Origin of the sequence: Streptomyces sp. NBC_01363, assembly GCF_026340595.1 — a bacterium.
Lineage (GTDB): Bacteria > Actinomycetota > Actinomycetes > Streptomycetales > Streptomycetaceae > Streptomyces.
Map to the genome: position 1 here is coordinate 3,470,134 of NZ_JAPEPF010000001.1, position 24,429 is coordinate 3,494,562.

At 70.9% G+C, this 24,429-nt stretch carries 21 protein-coding genes and 1 pseudogene; 7 read left to right on the top strand and 15 right to left on the bottom strand.

From position 1 onward, the window contains the following. Positions 1 to 430: 430 nt before the first annotated feature. Positions 431 to 3,538, bottom strand: coding sequence for an alpha-N-acetylglucosaminidase TIM-barrel domain-containing protein (locus tag OG611_RS15985; RefSeq protein WP_266420127.1), 3,108 nt, complete (start codon positions 3,536 to 3,538; stop codon positions 431 to 433). A 172-nt stretch (positions 3,539 to 3,710) separates the two neighbouring features. After that, positions 3,711 to 4,256 carry a carboxymuconolactone decarboxylase family protein gene (locus tag OG611_RS15990; RefSeq protein WP_266420130.1) on the bottom strand — a complete coding sequence of 182 codons (546 nt, stop codon included), beginning with the start codon at positions 4,254 to 4,256 and terminating at the stop codon, positions 3,711 to 3,713. Positions 4,257 to 4,339: 83 nt separating this feature from the next. Here OG611_RS15990 and OG611_RS15995 point away from each other — a divergent pair, with 83 nt between their 5' ends. Next, on the top strand, positions 4,340 to 4,831 hold the full coding sequence (locus OG611_RS15995; RefSeq protein ID WP_266420132.1) for a MarR family winged helix-turn-helix transcriptional regulator: 492 nt from the start codon (positions 4,340 to 4,342) through the stop codon (positions 4,829 to 4,831). Positions 4,832 to 4,979: 148 nt separating this feature from the next. Then, positions 4,980 to 6,644: an alpha-L-fucosidase gene (locus tag OG611_RS16000; RefSeq protein ID WP_266420135.1), complete on the top strand. Its 1,665-nt coding sequence runs from the start codon at positions 4,980 to 4,982 to the stop codon at positions 6,642 to 6,644. An 80-nt stretch (positions 6,645 to 6,724) separates the two neighbouring features. Here OG611_RS16000 and OG611_RS16005 read toward each other — a convergent pair whose 3' ends face one another. Further along, positions 6,725 to 7,372: a response regulator transcription factor gene (locus OG611_RS16005; RefSeq protein WP_266420138.1), complete on the bottom strand. Its 648-nt coding sequence runs from the start codon at positions 7,370 to 7,372 to the stop codon at positions 6,725 to 6,727. Further along, positions 7,357 to 8,625 (bottom strand): sensor domain-containing protein, encoded by a 1,269-nt coding sequence (locus OG611_RS16010; RefSeq protein WP_266420141.1) that lies wholly within the window; start codon positions 8,623 to 8,625, stop codon positions 7,357 to 7,359. The genes OG611_RS16005 and OG611_RS16010 overlap by 16 nt, the downstream gene beginning before the upstream one ends. 269 nt (positions 8,626 to 8,894) lie before the next feature. Here OG611_RS16010 and OG611_RS16015 point away from each other — a divergent pair, with 269 nt between their 5' ends. Next, the gene (locus tag OG611_RS16015) at positions 8,895 to 11,015 is read left to right on the top strand and encodes an MMPL family transporter (protein ID WP_266420144.1); all 2,121 of its coding nucleotides are present in this window, start codon (positions 8,895 to 8,897) and stop codon (positions 11,013 to 11,015) included. 73 nt (positions 11,016 to 11,088) lie between these two features. Here the strand turns inward: OG611_RS16015 and OG611_RS16020 are convergent, their stop codons facing one another. From OG611_RS16020 to OG611_RS16040, 5 genes and pseudogenes are all read right to left on the bottom strand, one after another. Continuing rightward, positions 11,089 to 11,709 carry a winged helix-turn-helix domain-containing protein gene (locus OG611_RS16020; RefSeq protein ID WP_266420146.1) on the bottom strand — a complete coding sequence of 207 codons (621 nt, stop codon included), beginning with the start codon at positions 11,707 to 11,709 and terminating at the stop codon, positions 11,089 to 11,091. Positions 11,710 to 12,055: 346 nt separating this feature from the next. Further along, a pseudogene (locus OG611_RS16025) lies at positions 12,056 to 12,241 on the bottom strand (hypothetical protein); the annotation flags it as partial. Positions 12,242 to 12,373: 132 nt separating this feature from the next. Beyond that, positions 12,374 to 13,408, bottom strand: coding sequence for a glutamine synthetase (glnII, locus tag OG611_RS16030; RefSeq protein ID WP_266420149.1), 1,035 nt, complete (start codon positions 13,406 to 13,408; stop codon positions 12,374 to 12,376). A 120-nt stretch (positions 13,409 to 13,528) separates the two neighbouring features. Continuing rightward, on the bottom strand, positions 13,529 to 14,671 hold the full coding sequence (locus OG611_RS16035; RefSeq protein ID WP_266420152.1) for a hypothetical protein: 1,143 nt from the start codon (positions 14,669 to 14,671) through the stop codon (positions 13,529 to 13,531). After that, positions 14,668 to 16,143 (bottom strand): hypothetical protein, encoded by a 1,476-nt coding sequence (locus OG611_RS16040; protein ID WP_266420155.1) that lies wholly within the window; start codon positions 16,141 to 16,143, stop codon positions 14,668 to 14,670. Before OG611_RS16040 ends, OG611_RS16035 begins: the two co-directional genes overlap by 4 nt. Before the next feature lie 209 nt (positions 16,144 to 16,352). On the opposite strand from OG611_RS16040, the gene OG611_RS16045 reads away from it, so the two are divergent. After that, the gene (locus OG611_RS16045) at positions 16,353 to 17,264 is read left to right on the top strand and encodes a Gfo/Idh/MocA family protein (RefSeq protein WP_266420158.1); all 912 of its coding nucleotides are present in this window, start codon (positions 16,353 to 16,355) and stop codon (positions 17,262 to 17,264) included. A 143-nt stretch (positions 17,265 to 17,407) separates the two neighbouring features. Here the strand turns inward: OG611_RS16045 and OG611_RS16050 are convergent, their stop codons facing one another. Continuing rightward, positions 17,408 to 17,857: a MarR family transcriptional regulator gene (locus tag OG611_RS16050; RefSeq protein ID WP_266420160.1), complete on the bottom strand. Its 450-nt coding sequence runs from the start codon at positions 17,855 to 17,857 to the stop codon at positions 17,408 to 17,410. A gap of 101 nt (positions 17,858 to 17,958) precedes the next feature. Here OG611_RS16050 and OG611_RS16055 point away from each other — a divergent pair, with 101 nt between their 5' ends. Beyond that, positions 17,959 to 18,816: an alpha/beta fold hydrolase gene (locus tag OG611_RS16055; RefSeq protein ID WP_266420162.1), complete on the top strand. Its 858-nt coding sequence runs from the start codon at positions 17,959 to 17,961 to the stop codon at positions 18,814 to 18,816. A 30-nt stretch (positions 18,817 to 18,846) separates the two neighbouring features. Here OG611_RS16055 and OG611_RS16060 read toward each other — a convergent pair whose 3' ends face one another. After that, on the bottom strand, positions 18,847 to 19,206 hold the full coding sequence (locus OG611_RS16060) for an arsenate reductase family protein (protein WP_266420164.1): 360 nt from the start codon (positions 19,204 to 19,206) through the stop codon (positions 18,847 to 18,849). Between the two features lie 120 nt (positions 19,207 to 19,326). Here OG611_RS16060 and OG611_RS16065 point away from each other — a divergent pair, with 120 nt between their 5' ends. Then, positions 19,327 to 19,596: a hypothetical protein gene (locus OG611_RS16065; protein ID WP_072483316.1), complete on the top strand. Its 270-nt coding sequence runs from the start codon at positions 19,327 to 19,329 to the stop codon at positions 19,594 to 19,596. 84 nt (positions 19,597 to 19,680) lie between these two features. On the opposite strand, the gene OG611_RS16070 is transcribed toward OG611_RS16065, so the two are convergent. Beyond that, entirely contained in the window at positions 19,681 to 20,115 is a 435-nt protein-coding gene (locus OG611_RS16070) for a hypothetical protein (RefSeq protein WP_266420169.1), read from the bottom strand. A 151-nt stretch (positions 20,116 to 20,266) separates the two neighbouring features. Here OG611_RS16070 and OG611_RS16075 point away from each other — a divergent pair, with 151 nt between their 5' ends. Beyond that, positions 20,267 to 20,752, top strand: a complete 486-nt coding sequence (locus OG611_RS16075; RefSeq protein WP_266420172.1) for an FxLYD domain-containing protein — start codon at positions 20,267 to 20,269, stop codon at positions 20,750 to 20,752. Between the two features lie 363 nt (positions 20,753 to 21,115). Here the strand turns inward: OG611_RS16075 and OG611_RS16080 are convergent, their stop codons facing one another. From OG611_RS16080 to glnA, 3 genes are all read right to left on the bottom strand, one after another. Next, positions 21,116 to 21,307, bottom strand: a complete 192-nt coding sequence (locus tag OG611_RS16080) for a hypothetical protein (RefSeq protein WP_266420174.1) — start codon at positions 21,305 to 21,307, stop codon at positions 21,116 to 21,118. 541 nt (positions 21,308 to 21,848) lie between these two features. Then, complete coding sequence (locus OG611_RS40900; protein WP_353962565.1) at positions 21,849 to 22,511, bottom strand: DUF4573 domain-containing protein; 663 nt, start codon at positions 22,509 to 22,511, stop codon at positions 21,849 to 21,851. A 289-nt stretch (positions 22,512 to 22,800) separates the two neighbouring features. Beyond that, positions 22,801 to 24,210, bottom strand: a complete 1,410-nt coding sequence (gene glnA / locus OG611_RS16085; protein ID WP_093543302.1) for a type I glutamate--ammonia ligase — start codon at positions 24,208 to 24,210, stop codon at positions 22,801 to 22,803. Positions 24,211 to 24,429 lie beyond the last annotated feature (219 nt).

Here is a 24,429-nt window from a genome sequence, read left to right on the forward strand (position 1 = left end):
TCGGGTGGTGGGCGTCACCGCGGCGTGACGTCGGCGTGACCGGGTTCAGCTGACGGCAGCCAGTGGATGCCCTCCGCAAGCGGCTCCTTGCGCCCCAGCCATGGCCAAGGGTTTCCCCATGGACGGCTAAGTTTCCCGGGACCTGAACCGATACCGGTCGGCGAAACCGGCCGGTGTGAAGAACAGCGGGAAGATCCAGGAGATCCTGGTGGCATGCGACCTCACCAGGGGTTGTCGAGCGGCGGCCGAGCTGGCTGCGGTCACCACGCGGTGGCCCGATATGCGCAGCTGAGGGCAGGAGTCCGACCGAGCGGTGTGCTCGGTCGGCTGCGCACGGTAACAGGCCTCGCGAGGGCGTACCTGCAGCCGACGCGCCGCGCCGTCCCGGTGCGCCCGGACGGTGAGCGCGCGGCGCAGCAGCCGGGTGTCCTCACTGCAGCTGCCACCCGCTGAACCCGACCGTGCCGCGCTGTCCGCTCCCGCCGTTCGTCGCGCTCATGAAGATCCCCACGTCCTGGGCCGCCGCCGTCCCCGGCACGGCGACCGTGCCCACCGTCCGCCAGCTCGTCCCGCCGTCGGTGGAGCAGGAACCCGTGCACCCGTACCCGGCCCGGGTCAGCCGGAGCAGCACCGGGGCCTTGATCCCGGTGATCCGCCGATAGGCGTCCAGGGTGCCGTCGCCGTTCGTGTCGTACGAGAGCACCACACCGTTGGACGGTGTCACCGCCAGATTCAGGAACCCGGCGGAGCCCGGCGTCGCGAGGCCGTTGCGCACCACGATCCCCGAGCGCGCCCAGCCCCCGGTGTTCTCCTGCGCGTCGACCCGCACGGTCGCTTCCGCCCCGTCGGACCATGCCCGCTCCCGGTACGCGGTGCCGAACTGGCTGGTGCCCTTCCACAGGTCCTGGCCCGCCCCGTTGATCGCCAGCCGCCCGTCCAGCTGACCGAAGACCGCCGCGTTCGCCGTGTACGTGTGCCAGCCCGGCTCCAGCGGCGCCGCCAGGTACACCGCGCCGCGCCGCGTATCGGTCACCCGGTCCTCGCCGCGCGGCCCGTACGCGGTGCTCAGCTCGTACGGCATCGGCACCAGCGGCGTGGTCAGCGGCTCGGGCGGGGCCGTGACCCGCCAGTCCACCGAGCCGGACCCGCCGGCCGCGACCTCGTCGAGGGAGGTGCCGCCCGTCGCGGTGGCGTCGAGGCCGGTGAGCGCGAAGTCGATCCGGCCGGTGGACCGCAGGCCGTTCAGATTGCGGAAGGCGGCCGTCACCGTGCCGGTGCTGCCGGGGCTGAACGCCACCGGATCGGCCGAGACCGTGACGGTGCCCTGGTACGGGGCGGTGGACAGGGTCTCGAAGACCCGCCGCGCCGTGCGGTGGGCATCGCCCGTCGCCCGTACCGGAAAGCTGCCGGTCCCCCGGGTCCACTCCTCCTCGCCCGGGTACCAGTCGAACGGCTTCGCGGCCCTGCCCTCCGCGAGCGCGTCGGTCAGTTCGTCCAAGTACGCCTGCCACTGCGGGAGATGGACCTCGCCCATCAGCCCCTGCCAGTCGCGGTTGGCGTAGTTGCTGAGGTCGTCGGCGGCCGTCCGGTCCGCCCAGGTGGTGATCAGGGTGCGCGCCGTCCACTCCAGCCGCACCGCCTCCGCCGGGCTCGTCGCCAGCCGCTTGGCGTCCTCCAGCCACGGCCCCAGCAGGAAGGCCCGGTGACAGCCGGACATCGCGTCCGTCAGCCGCATCAGCTTCAGCCAGAGCGCGGCGAGCGTACGGAACCGGGCCACGTCCTTGTCGGCCTGGGCGGCCCGCAGTTGCGGCAGCAGGATCCGGGAGCGGTCGGCGAGCGCCTGCCGGGCCAGATCGGTGAGGTCGTAGCGGTAGGTGTCCGAGTCGCGCAGGGACGGACGTACGTCGAGGAGCGCCGCGAACGCCCGGTCGAAACCGGCCGGGTCGAAGGCGAAGTTGACGGACGAGGTGATGCCGGGGCGACGGGAGAAGAGGGAGTCCACGGGGCGGCCGTCGGTGCTCGTCAGCCGGTACGCCGTGGCGGCCAGCGCGGCGAAGGCCGCTTCCGCCGAGCGGTCGCGGCCGCCGTATCGGAGCGTCGGGTAGGCCCGGAACCACGCCTCCCGGTCGACCTTTTCGGTCCGCCAGGCCAGCTCGCTGAACAGCTCGAACGCCGCCGGATCGCGTTCGGCCGCCTCCGGCATGTACGCCGTGCCGACCAGGGCGCTGCCGGGCTTGTCGCGCCAGGCGGTGAACTTCTGTGTCCAGCGGTCGGTGTTGGCGCCGATCGTCGTACGGCCCCCGAAGTTCGGGATGGTGCCGAAGGCGTACGGTGCCCCGCCCCAGTCCTTCTCCCGGTCGGTGACCGTGTCCAGGTCGGAGAGGCCGTCCACGATCAGGATCCGGTCGGTGTCGATCGCCTCCAGGAGCGCCGGCCGGGGATTGGCCTGCCAGCCGAGGATCACCCAGGTCGCGCCGGGGTGTGCGGTGTGCAGGGCCGACTCGACGGCACGGGCGGCATCCGGCACCGGGACGTCACCGGCGCTGCCGCCCTCGTGCAGCAGATCCATCTTGAAGTGGCCCACCGCGCCGAACAGTTCCTCCTGGTGCCGGTAGAAGGCGGCGGCCACCTCGGCGAAGACGGGGGTGCGCGGGTCGAGCCAGTCGGGCCGGCGCAGCCCGTTCCAGGTGCCCTGCGGAACGACCCGGGCCCCGGGATTGCGGTCCGTGAAGCCGTCCGGGACCGTGCCGAAGTAGCCGGGGAACACCGGTGCCATGCCCAGCTCCCGCATCCGGCCGGCGATGCGCCGGCCCAGCTCCGCGCGCCGCCCGATCAGCTCCGGACCGAGCGGGCCGCCGTATCCGCTCATGTTCTGGAGCAGCCACCACGGCTGGTGGGAAGGGGCGGGCAGCCAGGTGCGGGCCTCGGTGTCGCTGTAGCCGAAGTCCTGGAGCAGCCGGTGGTAGACGGCCTCCTGCCCGGCGGTGACCAGCACCTCGTTGCAGCCGTGCAGGGCCAGGACGTCGAGCATCCGCTCCCAGCGCGACCAGTCGGCGTACGGGGCGGTGTAGCCGTCGTGGGTGTCGTTGAGGGCGAACCGGTGGGCGACGGTCGCGGAGCGCTCGACGGGGGTACGGGGGGCGGGCAGCCGGCGGGGCAGCCCGGTACGGCTTCCGGACCACGAGATGACGGCGTCGCAGGTGTACTTGAGGTACCAGTGCGCCCCCGTCAGGGCGGCGGCGGGCGTGGTGGCGGCGATCTCGATCCGCCCGGTGGCGCCGGTGACCCGGAAGCGGTCCTGCGCGCCGTCGGCCCCGGGGAGGGAACGGAGCCGGAACTGGTCCGCGTGGTCCGGCAGCAGACGACGGAGCGCCTCGTGCGCGGGCGCGAGGCTCCGGGCCGGGGCGGCCGGTGCGGGGGCGGCGTGCGCGGGGGCGGCGGCCCCGAGCGCGGCGACGGCGCCGACGGCTCCGGCGGTGCCCAGCAGCGTACGTCTCGTCGGCCGGGAGGAGCTGAAGGGCAGGGAGGGTTCCGTCATGATCCGCACTCCTCGGTGTTGTTCATGGTGGTGCATGCGACAACAGGTGCGTGCGGTGCGCACGTTAATGACGGGTGCGGGGGCGGGCAATGGGGCGTTCGGCGGTTTGTTCCGATCCAGCCGTTCGGCCGTCACGGCGGGGTCACCCGACGCGCGGCCGGACGCCCGGCTGTCAGGCGAAGGCGGCCAACCGGGGGTCGAGCGGCGCCCCGGTCATCCGGTTGGCCAGCGTCGACATCGTGTACGTGCCGATGCCCAGGACCACTTCCAGCGCGTTGCGGGCGGTGTAGCCGTGTCCCAGGAACGCCTGGAGCGTCGCGTCGTCCACGGCTCCGGCCGTCGCGATCACGGCCAGGGTGAACTCCCTCACCGCCTCCAGCCGTTCGTCCGCGAGTGCCCGCTGCTCGCGCAGGGCCGTGATCAGCTCGGGGTCCGCGCCGAGTGCGGTGAGCTTCGCCGTGTGCATCGCCACGCAGACGTGGCAGTCGTTGCGGGTCGCCATCGTCATGATCAGGACCTCGCGGGAGAGCGGGTCCAGGGTGGTGGACTCGAAGGTGGCACTCGCCCTCAGGAAACCGTCGAGCAGCTCCGGCGAGGTGGCGAGCCGGGCGACGGCGGCGGGCAGACGGCCCTGCTTCTTCGCCACTGCCTCCATGCTGCGGCGAGCGGCGGCCGGGGCGGATTCGAGGGTGTGGTCGGGGAACACGGACGCGGGCATGGCAGACCTCTTCCTGGTGGTTGCTCAGGCTAAAATCGACAACGTGATTGACGAAAAGGTAAACCAGGTTGTCGAGTTTCGCAATGGCTGAGCGACGGGCGGAGCCGTCCGAGGGGGACGTGCCGGGCTTCGAGCTGCCCATGCTGCTGTTCGCCGGATTCCGGTCGATCATCGACGAGTTGCACCGCGATCTCGCCGGGCACGGCCATGTCGACGTCCGCCCCGCGTACGGCTACGCGCTCCAGGCCGTCGGCCGCGACGGGGCGACGGCCAGCGAGATCGGCCGGCGGCTCGGGGTCTCCAAGCAGGCCGCCGGCAAGACCGTGGAGAAGCTCGAAGGGCTCGGATACGTGGAGCGCGTCGGCGACCCGCGGGACGGCCGGCGCAAGCTGGTCCGGCTGACCGCGCGGGGGGTCGACGTCCTGGTCAGGTCGGCCGAGGGCTTCGACCGGCTGCGCGCCCGCTGGGTCGAGGTGCTCGGCGCCGACCGGGTGCGTGCAATGGAGGCCGATCTGCGCACGATGGTGCCCTCTGGTGCGCTCCGGCTCGATGTGCCGGGCTGGTTCGACGACTGAGGCGGCCGTAGGGGCGGGCTTGGGCTTTGCGTACGAGAGATAGGACGTATCTCGTACGCACCCTTCCCGTGGGCCCACGTGTGCGGCAGCATGCCCACGTTGGCACCCAAGAGATCCGACCAATTTTGGTCGGGAACGGGAGGGAACCATGGCACGACGCACCCGTGTGCTCAGTGCGCTCGCACTGGCGGCGGCCGCCGCGCTCGTCCCCGTACAGGCGATGGCGCAGCAGCCCGCGCACCAGCGGCCGGCGCCGCCGGGCGCCCCGTGCAGCGCGCCGGTGAAGCCCGCCCCGCAGATGACGGTCGAGTCCTGCGACAGCCCCGACCGGATCATCGAGAAGGCCGCGAACATCGTCCCCACACCCGGCCAACTCGCCTGGCAGCAGCGGGAGGTCACCGCCTTCACACACTTCGGGATGAACACGTTCACCGACCGCGAGTGGGGCTCGGGCACGGAGGACGAGAAGCTCTTCGCGCCCGAGGCCGTGGACGCCGACCAGTGGATGCGCGCCTACCGGGCCGCCGGTGTCGAACAGGTCATGCTCACCGCCAAGCACCACGACGGCTTCGTGCTCTACCCCAGCCGCTACACCGACCACTCGGTCGCGCTCAGCCCCGGCAGCCCCGACGTCGTGGCCGCCTATGTGAAGGCCGCCCGCAAGGCGGGCCTGAAGGTCGGGCTCTACCTCTCGCCCTCCGACGGCGCCGAACTCCCGCACGCCTGGCACGCGCAGTGGGTCGACACGATCCGCGAGAAGCAGGCCGAGGGCAAGCCGCTCAGCCTGCCCGAGCGCATGGCGCTGGAGGACGGCGACCGCGCCCCGGCCGGTGAGGGCCGCTTCGGCAACGGCAGCGCGGTCACGGAGCGTACGATCCCCACCCTCGTCCCCGGCGACGACCGGGCCGCCGCCGTCCGGAGCGGCAAGCTGCCCACCTTCCGGGTGAAGGCCGACGACTATGACGCGTACTACCTCAACCAGCTCTACGAACTGTTCACCCAGTACGGACCGATCGAGGAACTCTGGCTGGACGGCGCCAACCCCTGGTCCGGCTCCGGCATCACCCAGAAGTACGACGTCAAGCAGTGGTTCGACATGGTGAAGGCGCTCTCGCCGAACACCGTCGTCTTCCAGGGCCCGCAGGGCGTGCGCTGGGTCGGCAACGAGAGCGGCATCGCCCGCGAGACCGAGTGGAGCGTCACCCCGCACGCCACCGACCCGTGGACCGGGCTCGGCAGCCTTCCCAACGATTCGACCGACCCCGACATCGGCTCCCGGGCCAAGCTCCTGGACCCGGCCGTCAACTACCTTCAGTGGTACCCGGCCGAGGCGGACGTCTCGATCAGGCCCGGCTGGTTCCACCACCGGAACGAGAAGCCCAAGTCTCCCGCCCAGTTGATGGACCTGTACGAGAAGAGCGTCGGCCGCAACGCCTCGCTGCTGCTCAACGTTCCGCCGGGCAGGGACGGCCGGATCGACGACGCCGACGTCGCGTCACTGACCGCCTTCGGCTCCGACGTACGCCGGATCTACGGCTCCGACCTACGCAAGCAGGGCCCGGCCCCGTACACCTTCGACCGGATCGCGGTCCGCGAGGACGTCCGGCACGGGCAGCGGGTGGAGAGGTTCGCCGTCGAGGCCCGCGTAGGCGGGAGCTGGCGGCGGATCGCCGAGGGCACGACCATCGGCCATCGCCGCATCCTGTCCCTGGCCACCCCCGTCACCGCCACCTCGGTACGGGTGAAGGTGCTGGAGTCCCGGGCGACGCCGCATCTGGGGGCGACGACGCTGCACCTGAGCACCACGCAGTGACGCCGTGACCCCGTGGCCGCGCGACCCCGCCGCCGGGGCCGCGCGGCCGTGCGCGGCTCAGCCCCGGTCCGGACAGCGGCTCAGCCCCGGTCCAGATAGGCGAGCACCGCGAGGACGCGGCGGTTGTCGTCGTCGGACGGCGGCAGTGCGAGCTTCTGGAAGATGTTCGAGGTGTGCTTGGCCACCGCCCGCTCCGTGATCACCATCTGCGAGGCGATGGCCGCGTTGGAACGGCCCTGGGCCATCTGCTCCATGACCTCCAGCTCGCGCGGGGTGAGCATGCCCATCGGCTTGTCCTGCGACCGCCGCGACAGCAACTGCGAGATCACCTGCGGGTCCATCGCGGTGCCGCCCGCCGCGACCCTGCGCACCGCGTCGACGAACTGGTCGGCGTCGAAGACCCGGTCCTTGAGCAGATAGCCGATGCCCCCGTTGCCGTCCGCCAGCAGCTCGCGCGCGTACAGCTGCTCCACGTGCTGCGAGAGCACGAGCACCGGCAGCCCCGGCCTGGCCCGCCGGGCCGCCAGCGCGCACTGCAGTCCCTCGTCCGTGTGGGACGGCGGAAGCCGGACGTCGACGATCGCGACGTCCGGCTCCGCCTCGGCGAAGGCGCGGGTCAGTTCGGGCCCGGTCTCGACGGCTGCCGCGATCTCGAAGTCGTACGCCTCCAGCAGGCGGACCAGACCGTCGCGCAGCAGAAAGAGATCTTCGGCTAGGACAACTCGCAAGGGATCTCCATGGTCACCATGGTGGGACCGCCCGCAGGGCTGCTGACGGCCATGATGCCGTCGAATGTACCGAGTCGGCGTTCGATTCCGCTCAGCCCGGAGCCGCCGCCGACCGTCGCACCTCCCCCGCCGTTGTCGGTGACGGAGATCCGCAGCGTGGAGTTCTCGTGGTGGATGTCCACCCAGACGCGGTCCGCCCCCGCGTGCTTGGCGGTGTTCGTCAGCGTCTCGCTCACCGCGAAGTACGCCGCCGACTCGACCGCGGCGTCCATGCGGCCGCCCAACTCCGCGTCGACCTCCGACTCGAAGGGCAGCCGCAGCGCCAACGCCCGGACCGCGTCCCCGAGTCCGCGCTCGGCGAGGACCGGCGGATGGATGCCCCGGACCAGGTCGCGCAGCTCCGTCAGGGCCTCGGCCGATGACTCCCGGGCCATGGCCAGGAGCTTCTTCGCCTGCGCCGGGTCCTTCTCGATCAGCGCCTCCACCGTGCCCAGACTCATGCCCATCGCGACCAGCCGGGCCTGCGCACCGTCGTGCAGATCGCGCTCGATGCGCCGCAGTTCGGAGGCGGCGGTGTCCACGGCCTCGTGCCGGGACTCGGTCAGCCGGTCGATGCGCCGGGCCAGCTCCTCCTCCTGGGTGGGGGCCAGCATCGCGCGGGCGATCACGAAGTGCAGCCGCAGCAGCCGCTCGCTGACCAGCACTCCGGTAGCGAACAACGCCGCACCGAGCGCGGCGGCGGCCAGGCCCGTCGCCTGGCTGGAGACCGGGACGAAGCCGTACCAGTAGGGGTCGTGGGTGAAGACCCGCCACAGCCCCGCCGCCAGCACGAAACCCTCCAGCGGATAGAGGAGCAGGGTGGAGGCCAGGGACGACACCACATAGCCCGCCGTCATGTCGACCAGCAGCCACCGGAGGTCGCGCCAGGTCGCCGGGTCCTTCAGCATCAGCGTGGTCCGCTCCACCTGTCCGGTGAACCCGGTGCGCAGATCTTCCGGGAAGGGGCGGTACGGGACGGGTATGCGGATGTCGGACCAGGTGACCGCCAGCAGCCGGCGCCGGTTGGCGTGCTTGCGGACCAGCTCCAGTACGTAGGGGGTGGTGACCAGCCCGATGCCCAGCGGGATGAAGGCGATCGAGAGTACGGCCCATACGAAGAGCGTGATCGAACCGGCCAGGCTCGCGACCGACACCACGACTCCGCGTCCGGCGGCCAGCACAGCGCCGCGCACCCGTCCCTTTTTCGCGTTCATTCCGGTCCGTCTCCCCTCGGCGGGCCCTCGTGGCGGGCCCGCTCCGCAGACAGTCTCACCCGGGGGCGACCTCGGTCATCAGCCGTTTCGCCACCCGGGCGGGGTGTACCCAGCACCACCCCGCCGAACTCGCCCTACGGCTCCGGGAGAGGGGGTTCCGGCGGCTGGGGCGGGCAGCCCCCCGTTCCTAGATTCGTCAGCGTTCATCAGCGGCGCGTCCGGCGCCGAATTCCTACCGGCTACATCTGACTTCTGGGGGCGAACACGCCATGAGGCGCAACCTCGCGGCACGCATCGGTGTGTGGAGCGCGCACCACCGCAAGACCGCCATTCTCGGCTGGCTGCTCTTCGTCGTGCTCGCCACGGGCATCGGCGGAGCATCCGGTCTGGTCGAGATGTCCGACTCGGAGAACGGCGCGGGCGACTCCGCGCGGGCCGAGCAGATCCTCGACGACGCCGGACTCGGGCAGCCCGCCGGCGAGCTGGTCATGGTCTCCACCGCGAAGGCGGGGGACTGGCGGGACGCCGCCCGCGAGGTCTCCGCGGCCGTCCGGAGGACCGGCGAGGTGGCGAACCTGGCGGCGCCGATCCCCTCCGAGGACGGCAGGGACGCGCTGATCACCTTCGAACTGAAGGGGGACGCGGCGACGGCACCGGACCGGGTGCAGCCCGTGCTCGACGCGGTGGACGGGGTCCGGGCGGACCACCCCGGCGCCACCATCCACCAGTTCGGCGAGGCGAGTGCCGGGAAGTGGCTCGGCGACCTGCTCTCCGAGGACTTCAGGAAGGCCGAATTCACCGCCGTGCCCCTGGCGCTGGGCATTCTGCTGGTCGCCTTCGGCGCCGTCGTCGCGGCGCTCCTCCCGGTCGGGCTGGCACTGACCGCGTGCATGGCCGCCTTCGGACTGCTGTCGCTCGCCAGCCACCAACTGCACCTGTTCCAGACCACGTACTCGGTGATGTTCCTGATGGGCTTCGCCGTCGGCGTCGACTACTGCCTGTTCTATCTGCGGCGCGAGCGCGACGAGCGGGCGGCGGGACGCGACGCGGAGACGGCGCTGCGGATCGCGGCGGCGACCAGCGGCCGGGCGGTGCTGGTCTCCGGGCTCACGGTGATGGTCGCGATGGCCGGCATGTTCCTGTCCGGCCTGATGCTGTTCAAGGGCTTCGCCCTCGCCACCATCATCGTCGTCTTCGTCGCCATGCTGGGCTCGGTGACGGTGCTGCCCGCACTGCTGTCCTGGCTGGGCGACCGGACCGAAGCGGGACGGGTGCCCTTCCTCGGGCGGCGGGGGAGCCGGCGCGCACGCACCGGCGGCGGGATCGCCGGCACGGTGCTGCGGCCGGTGCTGTCGAGGCCGAAGACCTTCGCGGTCGCCTCGGTCGTCGTACTGCTCGCGCTGGCCGCGCCCGCCGTCGGCATGAAGACCGAACAGCTGGGCCTGGAGAAGCAGTTCGGCTCCCACTCGCAGCTCTCCGTCGCCTACCGGCAGATCAGCGAGAGCTTCCCCGGCGGCCCCGATCCGGCCCGTGTGGTGGTCAAGGCCGACGACATCGAGGCACCCGCGCTGCGCAAGGCGTTCGACGGCTTCGAGAAGGTGACCGTGCACAAGGCGCAGAACGTCGCGGAGATCGAGGTACCGCTCCCGGACGGCCGGGCCGACCTCTCCGAACTCCGCGAGGAGCGGCTGCCCGCCGCGTTCGACGGCACGGGCGCCCAGGTGTACGTGACCGGGGAGACCGCCGGATCCGTCGACTTCAACGATCAGCTCAAGCGCGGCATCGTCCCCGTCTTCGCCTTCATCACGGCGGTGACCTTCCTGCTGATGCTGTTCTGCTTCCGCTCGTACGTCATCGCCGTGACGTCGATCGTGCTCAACCTGCTCTCCGTGGCCGCCGCGTACGGAGTGATGGTCGCCGTCTTCCAGCACGGCTGGGGGGCCTCACTGATCGGCTCGGAGGGGGTCGGGGCGATCGAGGCCTGGATCCCGCTGTTCGTCCTGGTCGTCCTGTTCGGACTCTCCATGGACTACCACGTGTTCGTGGTCTCCCGGATCCGCGAGGCCCGCGACCGCGGTCTGCCCACCAGGGCCGCGATCGACGAGGGCATCCGGCGCACGGCGGGCGCGGTGACCGGCGCCGCCGTGATCATGGTCGCGGTCTTCGCGGTCTTCGGGACGCTCTCGATGCAGGACATGCAGCAGATGGGCGTCGGCCTCGCCGTCGCGGTGCTGCTGGACGCCACGGTCGTACGGATGGTCCTGCTGCCCTCCGTGATGGCGCTGCTGGGCGAGCGGAACTGGCGCACCCCGCGCGCACTGACCCGGCTGCCGAGCCTGGAGCACGACGAGCCGGAGCGGGAGCCGGTGGGGTCCGGGCGACGCGGCTGACCCGGCCGGCACATGAGGCGGCCCCGGTCCGGTACGTACCGGACCGGGGCCGCTCCACATGTCTTCCGATGCGTCAGGGCGTGTACTTGTACCCGACGCGCCGTACCGTCTGGATCGAACGGCGGTGCTCGGCGCCCAGCTTGCGGCGCAGCCGGGCGATGTGGACATCCACGGTGCGCCCGTCGCCCACGTGCCCGTAGCCCCAGACCGTGGTCACCAACTGGTCCCGGGTGTGCACCCGGTGCGGGTGCGCGACCAGATGGGCGAGCAGCTCGAACTCCAGGTACGTGAGGTCGAGGGTGTTCCCGTCCACCGCGGCGGTGCGCTGCACGGGGTCGATGCGCACCGGACCGGTGGCCGGGTCCTCCACCGGCGTCGGCACCATGTACTGGGCCGCCGCGGCGGCCGCCGCCGTGACGGCGGGCTGCTGGTCGGCCGGTACGAGCACCAGGTAGCCGATCATCGGCGGCCGGCCCGGCAGCGCCGGAACGGTGTGCTGGGGTGCGGGCAGCCAGGTGGCACCCGGCGGCAGGAACTCGGCCACATCGGCCAGCTGGACGACCTCGTCGGGGTCGACGGCACGCAGCCGGTGGCGGTTGGGGGAGAGGGAGCGGGCGGAGGTGGTGGCCGCAGCGGACGCCGAGGGCGCTGAGGTGGCAGCGGCCGCGGCGGAGAAGGTACGAGTGTTCGCCATGAGGGTCAGCTCTTTCGCGCGAAGGAGTCGTCGGTGGACGGACTTGCTTGCGCGCGGACCGAAGGCCGGGGTGAGCGGCTTTAGAGGGCCTGCGCGTTCGACGCGCGACAACACACCCGGTCGAAGTCATGGTGCTGACGGGAAGGCCAGAACGGCTCGAGGTCGCTGCGACCTGTCGAGGTGTGCTGGTGGATGCTGGCCATGCCCCCATTGAACCAGAGAACCGGACGCCGCAGCAGACCTCTTCCACCCGTCGATACGGCCCCTTTGCGTTACCTTCCTCACCAGGGCTTCTCGTACGGCGCCGCAACCGACGGGCCGGTTTCCGTATCGCCCCGCGACCGGCTCAACCCACCAGCCGCTTGCGCCAGTCCAGGCCGGTCAGCTCGATCGCCCGGTCCGGCGACCCGTCCCACGCCACCGTCAGCCCCGCGTCGCCGAGCGCCTCGACGACCTCCCGGCCCACGAAGGCGGTCTCGTCCGCCGCCTCGCCGAACCCGCCGTAGTACAGCGTGAGGCCGTGCCCCGACGCCATGCCGATCCGGTGCATCAGGTCGCTCAGCGCCCGCTCCGAAATGCGGGTGTACGTCTCGGAGTTCTCGGTCTCCACCTTGATGTCGAGCATGCGCCGAGCCTGACACGGGCCACTGACAACGGCCCGGGATCAGACCTGGTCGGCCTTCTCCAGCGCGGCGCAGCAGGTGTCGACGATCAGCCGTGTGACGACGTACGGGTCGACGTTGGCGTTCGGGCGGCGGTCCTCGATGTAGCCCTTCCGGTCCTGCTCGACCTGCCACGGGATGCGGACCGAGGCGCCGCGGTCGGAGACGCCGTAGCTGTACTCGTTCCACGGGGCGGTCTCGTGCAGACCGGTCAGCCGGTCGTCGATGCCCGCGCCGTAGTTCTTGACGTGGTCCATCGGCTTGGAGCCCTCGCCCAGCGACTCGCACGCCGTGATGATCGCGTCGTACCCCTCGCGCATCGCCTTGGTGGAGAAGTTGGTGTGCGCGCCCGCGCCGTTCCAGTCGCCCTTGACCGGCTTCGGGTCGAGGGTCGCGGAGACGTCGAAGTCCTCGGCGGTGCGGTACAGCAGCCAGCGGGCGACCCACAGCTGGTCGGAGACCTCCAGCGGGGACAGCGGGCCGACCTGGAACTCCCACTGGCCGGGCATGACCTCGGCGTTGATGCCGGAGATGCCGAGGCCCGCCTTCAGACAGTTGTCGAGGTGCTTCTCGACGATCTCGCGGCCGAAGATCTCGTCGGCGCCGACACCGCAGTAGTAGCCGCCCTGCGCGGCAGGGAAGCCGCCCTCGGGGAAGCCGAGCGGCCGGTGGCCGTCGAAGAAGGTGTACTCCTGCTCGATGCCGAAGATCGGCTCCTGGCCCGCGAACCGCTCGGCCACCGGGCGCAGCGCGGCACGGGTGTTGGACGCGTGCGGCGTCATGTCGATGTCGAAGACCTCGCACAGCACGAGGATGTCCTCGCCGCCGCGGATCGGGTCCGGGCAGGTGAAGACCGGCTTCAGCACCCGGTCGGAGGCGTGGCCCTCGGCCTGGCTGGTGCTCGAACCGTCGAAGCCCCAGATCGGCAGCTCCGCCACGTCCGGCGAGGGGCTTTTGGCCATGATCTTCGTCTTGGAGCGGAGCTTGGCGGTCGGCTCGGTGCCGTCGATCCAGATGTACTCAGCCTTGAACGTCACGGAAGCCATCCTTTGCGGGTGCTGCGGTGCTGCGGTCCGGTCTACGCAGCGCAGCTTCGCAAGACGCGATTTCCCGTCCGTTGCCCGGATGTGAACCCCGCGTTACCGAGGATTCCTGCGTTACGCGCGGGCCCTGAGCAGCGACTCGAAGCCGGCCGCGCGGATCCGGCGCACCACTTCCTCCTCGGTGGTGCCCAGCGCCTCGGCCGCCCCCGCGAGCCGCCAGTCCGCGTCAGCGAGCCGGTGCAGCAGATGGCCGCGCCTGATCTGCGCCTCGGACAGCCGGAACGTCTTCAGGTACGCGACCTGCCCCTTGTGGTCGGTGATCGTCTCACCGATGTGCTGCCCCGCCCCGCCCGTCAGGAACGGCGGCAGGAACCGCCACAGCGTGAACGAACCCATCCGGTACACCCGGTCGAAGGCGTACGAGGTGTCCAGCAGCTCACCCGCGAACAGGGTGTCGTGCGCCTCGGCCCACTCCTGCTCCTGCGCCCGCGCCGCCGCCCGCAGACCGGCGAGCGTCCGCAGCCGCGGACCGTCGGGTATCCGCGCCGTGAACTCCGGCACCGGAGCGCCGTACAGCGCGTACTGGTGGATCAGCTCGCCGTACAGATCCTCGACGAGCGACGGGTGCAGCAGCCGGTAGTCGTCCGGGTGCGGCAGCACGAACGCGGCGGCGAGCGCGTCGGCCGCGTACACCATCACCCCGCACTGGCCGGGATGGATCTCGAAGACCCGCAGCGCGTCACCGAGCCCCCGCACCGACCACCCCAGGTACGCGTCCTCGGCGCGCGGCGAGAGCCCGTCGCGCAGCGCCTGCCGCGACCATTCCTCCCAGGCGATGGCGGGGCCGCCGAAGTGCAGGGAGAGATAGCCCTCCAGCGCGAGGTGCAGCGGCAGGAAACGCAGCCGGTCGCCCGGCCGGCGCTTCGCCATCCGGTGGTGGCGGTGGCGCTGGAGCCGCGCGGTCCGGGGCGCCGGCCCGCTCCCGGCCGGGGAGCCCGCCGCGGCGCCGAACTGCGTACCGTACGCGGCGGACTGCTCGCCCTCGCCGGACCAGTCGGCGACGAAGCCGTGCGGGATGACCGACGCGTAGTGCGTGCGCGGCCCGATGTCCACGACGCCGTGTCCGTACTCCGTGTAGAGCTCCTCGTGCAGCCGCAGCCCCTCGACGGGCTGTTCGCGCACCAGCGGCACCAGCCGGATGCCGCCCCACACCTGGGCGGGGCGGGTGGCGAGCCCGGTCAGTTCGAGCCTGTTCACGAAGTCGCTCCTGCCCCGTCGTCACCCACGAAACGTGCCACCTGCCGGTCCAGGTAGGCGTACAGCGCCGCCGCTCCCGTGCGTCCCTCGGCGAACCCCGCGATCTCCACCAGCGCCGGCAGGTCCTCCGCGTCCCGGACACCCGCCGTGGGCACGCTCGGCGCGAGGCGGCGCACGTCGAAACCGTCCGCGTCGTATACGGGGTTCACATGCACCACCGCCGTGCGCCGGTCCGGGTCGAGCCGGGTCCGCCAGACCCGCAGCACCTCGCCCGCGAGTCCGGGCGGCGCGTTGTCCCAGCCGTCCGAGACGATGACCAGCCGGTCGGGGCCGAGCTCCAGGGCGTCCAGCACGCGGGTGCCGAGCGGGGTCGGGCCCCAGGGCCTGACCAGCAACGGATCGGTACGGCCCGACGTCCACAGCGAGGTGTACGCGCCCGGCGCGGCCAGCGCCTCCAGCAGGAAGTGGCAGGCCAGCGCCACGGCGAGCGGGCGGCGCCGCTTCTCGCCCGACCCGGACGACGAGTAGCTGTCGTCCAGCACGGCGGCGACCCGGCCCCAGCTCCTGGCATGCGGGCCCGCCGCGCGACGGGCCGCCGTGCGCAGCGCGTGGGTCAGCTCCTCGCGGCGCAGCCGCCGCGCCTCGAAGCCGAGCGACAGGACGTACAGGGCGAGCCGGGTCAGCGGCATCACGGTCAGGTCCACAGCCGCGGGCAGCCGCCCGTCGTCTCCGGCAGTGCGCTGACCCAGGGTCCGCAGCCGCTCCAGCCGGGTCATCCGCGGCGCCATCCGCTCCAGGAACACCTCGCGCTTCATCCCGCGCCGGGCGGCGAAGCCCTCGGCGACGGTGAACGGCAGCTCCTCGACGGCTCCCTGCTCGTAGTGGGCGCGCCGCCAGGCGTCGAGCAGCTGGTGCCGGTAGCTCGGCCGGTGCCTGGGCCGGAACAGGAAGTCCCCCGTCTCGTCCGGCTCCCCGGTCCCGCCGAACCGGAGGTGGACATGGCGGGCGGCGGTCTTCAGGCCGGAGCGGTACTTCACCGCGTCGTGCGCCGGGTCGGGCCGGGCGGCCAGCCAGTCCCGCATGATCGCGCGGGTGCGCCGGTTGTTGACCCCGGCCGCGCGCAACGCCCGGAACAGCCGGTACACGCGCTGCGGCGGCAGCTTCGCCAGCCGGGCGGCGATCAGCCGGCCCTCGGCGCGCTTCTCCTCGGCGCTCGCGTCGGCGGCGTGTTCCAGCAGGCCCCGGACGATGAGCACGGCGTTGTGGTCGTTGATGTCGAGGGCGAGCGCGGCGGCGTACACCCGGCGGTAGTTGACCCGTACGTACTCATGGAGGAAGTCCAGCGAGAGCTGCTGCTGATACGCGGTCGAGCGGAACTCGCGCTGCCCGGTCGCGGTGATCGCCGCGTTGACGAAGAGCAGCACGTCCTCGGCCGCGACGAGGCCCGCGTCGGTTCCGGTGCCGGTGGTCATCGTTTCCCCCGTGGTGTCACGCGCCGCTGTACGAAGAGGCGGGGCGCCGGCCGGGGAATGGGGGCGCGAACAGCGAAATCACTGCTTCAGAGGCAAGTCCCGGAAGTCGCAGCCGAAGTCCCGCGGCCGGCCCCGCAAACGTAACCACCGACACCGCCCCGCGCCAACTCAATACGGGTCCGGCCCGGCGAACCCGGCAGACTTGCCCCATGACGACTCTTCCCCCGACCCCCCTGCGCATCGGCCTCGTCGGTACGGGCCCCTGGGCCCGGAACACCCAGGCCCCCGCCCTCGCCGCCCACCCCGGCGTCATACTGAGCGGTGTCTGGGGCCGCCGCCCCGAGCCCGCGCAGGAGCTGGCCGCCGCGCACGGCACCACGGCGTACAGCGGAGAGGCGGGCATCGACGAGCTCTTCGGTGCCAGCGACGCCGTTGCGTTCGCCCTGCCGCCGGACGTCCAGGCCCCGCTCGCCGCCCGCGCCGCGGCCACCGGCCGTCATCTGCTGCTGGACAAACCGATCGCGACCACCGTCGCGGGAGCCCGCGAGGTCGTCCGGGCCGCCGAGCAGACCGGGGTCGCCTCCGTCGTCTTCTGCACCCTGCGGTTCGCCGCCGAGACATCCGCATGGATCGGCGAACAGGCCGCCCTGGACGGCTGGTTCACCGCCCGGGCCGAGTGGATCGGGGCGCTGTTCGCCCCCGGCGCGACGAACGAGTACGCCGCCTCGCCGTGGCGCCGCGAGAAGGGCGGACTGTGGGACGTCGGCCCGCACGTCCTGTCGGTCCTGATCCCGGTGCTGGGCGACGTGACCCGGCTGACCGCGGCCCACGGCCCGTCCGACACCACGCATCTCGTCCTCCGCCACACCTCCGGCGCGTCCAGCACGGTGACGCTCGCACTGGGGGCACCCGTGGGCGCGGTCGGCACGGAGATCGAGCTCAGGGGCGAACAGGGAACGGCCACCCTGCCGCGCTGGGGCGACCCCATCGGCTCGTTCCGGGCAGCGGTCGACGCGCTGATCCATTCGGTGCGTACGGGGGATCCGCACCCGTGCGACGTGCGGTTCGGGCTGCGCCTGACGGAGCTGCTGGCGGAGGCGGAGAAGCAGGCGGGCGCGTAGGGGGACGACGGCGGGGCCGCGGCGGCTCCGCCGCCGCGCCCGCTACATCAGCGTCCGGCGGAGCTCCAGCCAGCCCCCCGGCCTGGTGCGCCACGCCGGGGGCCGGGGCGCGAGGCGCTCCGGGGGCAGAGGCGCTCCGGTGGTCAGGGGGACGAGGTGACCGCCTGGTGCGCGGCGTGCAGGAAGCGCCGGACTGCGGCCGTCTCGTTCTCGTCGAAGTCGCGCAGCACCGTCACCATGTTCTCGATCAGCGGCCCGAAGAACGCGCACCCCAGCTCCACCGCCCGCTCGTCGACCGCCAGCAGCACCCGCCGCCGGTCGCGCGGATCACGGGTACGGGTGAGATGGCCGAGCCGTTCCAGCCGGTCGATGACGGCGGTGGTGCCCGCCGAGTTGAGCCCGAGCTGCCCGCCGAGCCACCCGGCGGTGGCGTCCGTGCCCGCCCGCCCGGCGTCCAGCAGGCAGATCAGCGCGCGGACGTCGGTGCCGTGCATGTGGTGGAGAGCCGCGAACTCCGCCTGGCGCAGCCCGAATTCGACCGTCACCTTGCGCAGCAGATGGACGATCTCCAGTTCGGGACCCTGCTCGCTCATCGATACCCCTTCCGCTCCGACGAGTCCATTATCTCGCCTAGCGAGATAATATTCGGGAGCAGTCGGGAGCAGTCGGGAGCAGTACGGCCAGGGAGGCACCCATGACATCCACGTCGGCACCCACGTCGTTCCACGAGGCGTACGACGAGGTCCTGGCGGTCGACTGGCCCGCCGGAACGACGTACTCCCAGGTCACCACCCCGTACGGCACCACCCGCGTCAACAGCTGTGGCCCCGCGGACGCCCCGCCCCTGGTGCTGCTGGCCGGCGGCGGCGCCACCTCCACCGTCTGGTACGCCCAGGCGGCCCACCTGGGCCGCGCCCACCGCGTCCACGCCGTCGACCTGATCGGCGACCCGGGCCGCAGCGTCCCGGGGGAGCGCCCGATCCGTACGGTGGAGGACCTGACGTCCTGGCTCGACGGGGTGCTGGACGGGCTGGGCGCCGACCGCACCGCGCTGGGCGGGCATTCCTACGGGGCCTGGATCGCCCTCCACTACGCCCTGCACGCGCCGCACCGCGTCTCGAAGCTGGTCCTCGTGGACCCGACACAGTGCTTCGCCGGCTTCCGGCCCGGCTACCTTCTGCGCGCGCTGCCGATGCTGATCCGGCCCGGGGTGAAGCGGACGCGGGCCTTCCTGAAATGGGAGACGGGCGGCGCCGCGCTCGACCCGGCCTGGCTGCGGCTGCGCGACGCGGCCACCGGCTTCCCGTCCGCCCGCCCGGCCACCGGGCCCCGCCCCGCACCTGAGGCCCTGGGCGGACTGGACGTGCCGACCCTGATCCTGCTCGCCGAACGCAGCCGGGCCCATGACGCGGCCCGCGTCGCCGCCGAGGCGGCCCGGCTGCTCCCGCGGGTGACGACGGCGACGATTCCCGGCGCGACCCATCACACGCTGCCGCTGCACGGGCCGACGGCCGGCGAACTGAACCGCAGGATCGAGGAGTTCATCGGGTGACGGGCGGTCGCACGGGCCGCCCGCGGACGCTCAGCGTTCCAACGCGTCGCGTACCGCCTCGTCCGTGCGCGCCACGACGGCGGTCCCGTCGTCCGCGGTGATGATGGGCCGCTGGATGAGCTTCGGGTGCTCGGCGAGGGCCGAGATCCACCGCTCACGCGAACCGGCCTCGCGCGGCCACTCCTTGAGCCCGAGCTCCTTCGCATCCGCTTCCTGCGTCCGTGTGATGTCCCACGGCTCCAGCCCGAGCCGGTCGAGCACGGCCCGGATCTCGTCCGGCGACGGCACATCCTCCAGATAGCGGCGGACGGTGTATTCGGCCCCCTTCGCATCGAGCAGCTGCACCGCGCTGCGGCACTTGGAACAGGCGGGATTGATCCAGATCTCCATGGGGCCAAAGGTACGCGAGGGACTCCCCGAAAGCCCTTCTGGCCAGCGCCGATTGTCAGTGCCGGGCAGTAAAATGGAGGCAGTTCGTGAGGGTTCCACGACCGTGCCAGGAGGTTGCCCATGGCCGTTGCCGCAGTCACGACCAAGCCGCTCCACAAGCCCCTGATGAAGAAGCCGCTCCCCGCGGGCCGGCCCCGCGAGTGGTACATCTCCCACAACCGCCGCCTGAAGGCCATGCGCCTGGCGATCGCCCTGCTCGACACGGGCGTCTACTACCCGTCGACCGCGACCAACGACAAGATATGCGCGACCGCCGAGCGCATCGGCATCCACCCGCCGTCCGACACGACCTGCCGCATGGTCCGGGCCCTGATCCGCTACGGCCGCTGACGTCCTGCGCAACCGATGACCGTGTCCCTGGGCCCTGTACGTGGCCCGGGGACACGGCCACGTACAGGCAGCGACGGACCCGGCTCAGAACCCGCCGCAGGTCGCCGTGGCGAAGGCCCCCGAGGCCGTGGCTGTCCGGACGGTCCCGTTGTCCGCCGTCACCGCGCAGGCGACCTCGCCGCCCGATGCCCCGAGGGTGACGGCGAAGGAGCCGCCGCTCATGAAGCCCCTGGTCCGCGTCTCCCCGGCCCATGGCAGCGTCCGCAGAGTCAGCCGCGCGGTCGAGAGGTCGCCGTCGTGCCAGGTGGGATAGGTGACGGTGACGTCCTTGGCGGTGCCGGTGACCTCGTACGTGATCCGCAGTGGCTTCGTCCCCTCCCTCGACAACGCACCGGCGACCACCTCGACAGCGACGGCACCACCACCGGCCGGCGCGAGCACGACCACGAGCAGCACCCAGGGCCACCGCCGCCGACGCCGCATCGCCTCCGGGGCGCCGCCCGGACTCCGGTCGCTCATGCCCCCAGCCTCGTCCGCCCCGTGCCGCACCGCGAATCGACGCCGCCCCCTCCGCTCACCCGTCCGGCGTACACGGCATGCGGCCCGCGCCGCCGCCCCTTTGACTGAGGCGATGGGCGAAGGGGGAGTGGCGGCGAGTGCTGGAGGCACGATGACGAGGAAAGTTGCGCGGGGTCTGTGCGCCGTACTGCTGACGACGGCCGTGATGTCGACGGCCGCAGCCTGCTCCGACGACGGCGGCAGCGCCTCCAGCACGGCGTCCAAGGCCGCGTCCGCCGCGGCGTCGGCGGCATCCCGGGGCGCCGATGTGGTGGCCTCGGCGACGGCCGCCGCGGGCGAGAAGCTGAACAACTTCAAGAACGGCGTGAACGCCAAGAGCGATGTCGAGCTGGGCAGGCCGAGCACCGACGGCGACGGCCGAGCCACCGTGAAGGCCACCGTGAAGAACAGCTCCGACTCCGCGAAGTCGTACGCGGTGCAGGTCAACTTCCTTGACGGGAGCGGCAATCTGCTCGACACGGTGGTGGTGACGGTCGACGACGTCGGCCCCAAGGCATCCAAGGACGCGACGGCCCGCAGCAACCGCAAGCTGTCCGGAGACGTCAAGGCCGAGGTGGGACGGGCTCTGCGGCACTGACCGACGGCTCCACGGCAGCGCGCGACTATCGCGTGCTGTTGGAGGAATCCCCTGGAGACAGATCCGGCGGCAAAACATTCACGACGACCGGAGCTGGGGGATTCGAAGGCGTGGGCACCTGGATGAGGAAGGGGAAGAATACAATCTCGCTGCCCGTATTCAGAGCCCGCTGTGAAAGCCGATAGCAAACGATCTCGTTCGGATTGTCAATGAGTGTGTAGCACTTGAGCGCCGACGGTGCGACCTGGGAATTCTGCTGCGAGGCGACGGAGCTACTCGCTGATGTGCCCAAGATGCCGGCCGTCAAGAAGGAAGCCGCCGCTGCGACACTGATGTTCCGCAAGGTTGTCTTCTTCATGTTCATCAGCTCAAAGGCTCGGAGTGAACTGGCAGTTCCCCATCGGCGTGCTGGGGCTTCAGCGGCTCCGGCACCATGGCTCGACGGGGACGATTCTCGTAGAACTGGAACTGCCCGTAGAACTGGAACTGGGCGTTGACAACCATCGTATCGTTCGGCCCGGTCTGCTGCTGGTCCGTCTCGTTCGGCTGCGTCACGTTCCCCGGGTAGCGTCTCGTACGGCACCTGCCTCAACTCTCCAGTCATGACTGGTTGAATTCGGGAAATCTTTCGGTGCGACATCCTCGAAGAGAACGCGCAAGGTGGAAGAGTAGGGATTCCAGGGTTCCGCCTGGAGTCGCTGCTGTCAGTCCCGTCATTGCGTCAGCATCACGCCGGAGTCACGCCGTGGCTATGGCCCGCTGCTCACGATGACACGTGACTGGAACAGTAAGAAAGCACAGTGCTGGAAAGGGGAAAACCGTGAGAGGAAAAATCGTCCTGAGTTCCGCCGCGACAGTGGCGCTTGTCGGGGGGCTGGCTGCGGCCACTGTCGTGCCTGCTTCCGCTGCCCCGACTCAGACGTGTCGGGTAGTGGCAAGTACCTTGACGGGAGAGAGCTTCGATCCCAACGGGATGTTCGTCGTCTCCCCTGGGGGGATGGTGCTGCGCCCTTCTTCTGACGGTCGTATAGGACCGACCGCCGTAACGGGCGCGGGCAGCTTCTCCGTAGGCCCTGTGGCTTGCACTGGAGGGGAATCAGCGGCATCGGCCGGAGGAGGTGCAGCCGCTGCTGCGGCTGCCGGAACGAGCGCGGCACAAGCGGCGAGAAGCAGGGGTGCCTCCCCGCAAGAAGCGGCGGCACGGGGTGTAGCGGCGGCGCAGGCCACGGGGAGAAGCCTTGGTTTGTCGCAGACGGTGATAAACCAAGTCAGCAATCAGACAATCAACAACCTGAACCAAGTCATTGGTTCCACCATCGGTGGCTCCGTCATCGCCGGGAGTGGTAACACGGTCGGCGGCGGCAACACGGTCGGTGGCGGGACGAATGTTCCGGGTACCGGTGGTGGCACGAATGTTCCGGGTACCGGTGGTGGCACGAATGTTCCGGGTACCGGTGGTGGCACGAATGTTCCGGGTACCGGTGGTGGCACGAATGTTCCGGGTACCGGTGGTGGCACGAATGTTCCGGGTACCGGTGGCGGGACGAATGTTCCGGGTACCGGTGGTGGCACGAATGTTCCGGGTACCGGTGGCGGGACGAATGTTCCGGGTACCGGTGGCGGGACGAATGTTCCGGGTACCGGTGGTGGCACGAATGTTCCGGGTACCGGTGGTGGCACGAATGTTCCGGGTACCGGTGGCGGGACGAATGTTCCGGGTACCGCTGGCGGGACGAATGCTCCCGGAACCGGCGAGCAACCAGTGATGGCGCCGGCTCTGTGATTCCCTCTTCCTGCAGGCGGTGAGTCCGGGCCGACGCAGGCGCGAGCCCCTGCTGGTGACCCGCGCCCGATAGTTGATCGTCGGCCTCGATCACCCATCGCCCATGAGCCCTCATCGGTTTCTCGATGAGGGCTCATGAACCTGTGTGGTGCGTCCGATCCGGAGCGGGCCGGGCCGACGCCCCGGCTGTCGTGCCGGGTTCTGCTCCTCCGGTGCCGGTCCCGGATCACCCGACCCCGCTCTTCAGAGGTCGGGAACCCGCTCTTTAGAGGTCGAAGTACAGCTCGAACTCGTGCGGGTGCGGGCGCAGCTGGATCGGGGCGATCTCGTTGGTGCGCTTGTAGTCGATCCAGGTCTCGATCAGGTCGGACGTGAAGACGCCACCGGCCTGGAGGTACTCGTTGTCCGCTTCCAGCGCGTCCAGGACGGCCGGGAGGGAGGTCGGGACCTGCTGGACGTTCGCGTGCTCCTCGGGAGCCAGCTCGTAGAGGTCCTTGTCGATCGGCTCGGCGGGCTCGATCTTGTTCTTGATGCCGTCGAGGCCCGCCATCAGCAGCGCGGAGAAGGCCAGGTACGGGTTGGACGACGGGTCCGGGGCGCGGAACTCGACGCGCTTGGCCTTCGGGTTGGAGCCCGTGATCGGGATGCGCATCGCGGCCGAGCGGTTGCGCTGCGAGTACACCATGTTGACCGGGGCCTCGAAGCCGGGGACCAGACGGTGGTAGGAGTTCACCGTCGGGTTGGTGAACGCCAGCAGCGACGGGGCGTGCTTGAGGATGCCGCCGATGTAGTAGCGGGCCATGTCCGAGAGGCCCGCGTAGCCCTGCTCGTCGTAGAACAGCGGGTCGCCGCCGGCCCACAGGGACTGGTGGACGTGCATGCCCGAGCCGTTGTCGCCGAAGATCGGCTTCGGCATGAAGGTCGCGGTCTTGCCGTTGCGCCAGGCGACGTTCTTCACGATGTACTTGAAGAGCATCAGGTCGTCGGCCGCGGCGAGCAGCGTGTTGAACTTGTAGTTGATCTCGGCCTGGCCGGCGGTGCCGACCTCGTGGTGCTGGCGCTCGATCTGGAGGCCGCTGTTCTCCAGCTCCAGGGACATCTCGGCCCGCAGGTCGGCGAAGTGGTCGACCGGCGGGACCGGGAAGTAACCGCCCTTGTAGCGGACCTTGTAGCCGCGGTTGTTCTCGACCGCACCGGTGTTCCAGGCGCCGGCCTCGGAGTCGATGTGGTAAAAGCTCTCGTTCGCCGACGTCTGGAAGCGGACGTTGTCGAAGACGTAGAACTCGGCCTCGGGACCGAAGTACGCGGTGTCGGCGATGCCGGTGGAGGCGAGGTACGCCTCGGCCTTCTTGGCCACGTTCCGCGGGTCACGGCTGTACTGCTCGCCGGTGATCGGGTCGTGGATGAAGAAGTTGATGTTGACGGTCTTGTCGCGGCGGAAGGGGTCGACCCGGGCGGTCGACAGGTCCGCGCGCAGTGCCATGTCGGACTCGTGGATGGCCTGGAAGCCGCGGATCGACGAGCCGTCGAAGGCAAGCTCGTCGGCCGGGTCGAAGGTCGCCGCCGGGACGGTGACGTGCTGCATCACACCGGGCAGGTCACAGAACCGGACATCGATGAACTTGACGTCATTGTCGGCGATGTACTTCTTCGCGTCGTCGGCGTTCTGGAACATCCAACTCCTCCTACTCCCGGCCCGGGAGGGACGGGGTTGTAGCTCGTGGTGCGGCCAGTGCGGTGGCACACGCTGGACCCGACCATAGGCAGACCGGATTTCTCAAGCATGACCCATTTGTTTCGCAGAAGTTAACCGAGCCGGGTGTGACCGGCACCTCGTGGCCGGTCAGGGGCCCGCGTTCCGACCGCTCCGGGGGCCGGTAGCGGCACCCGCCCG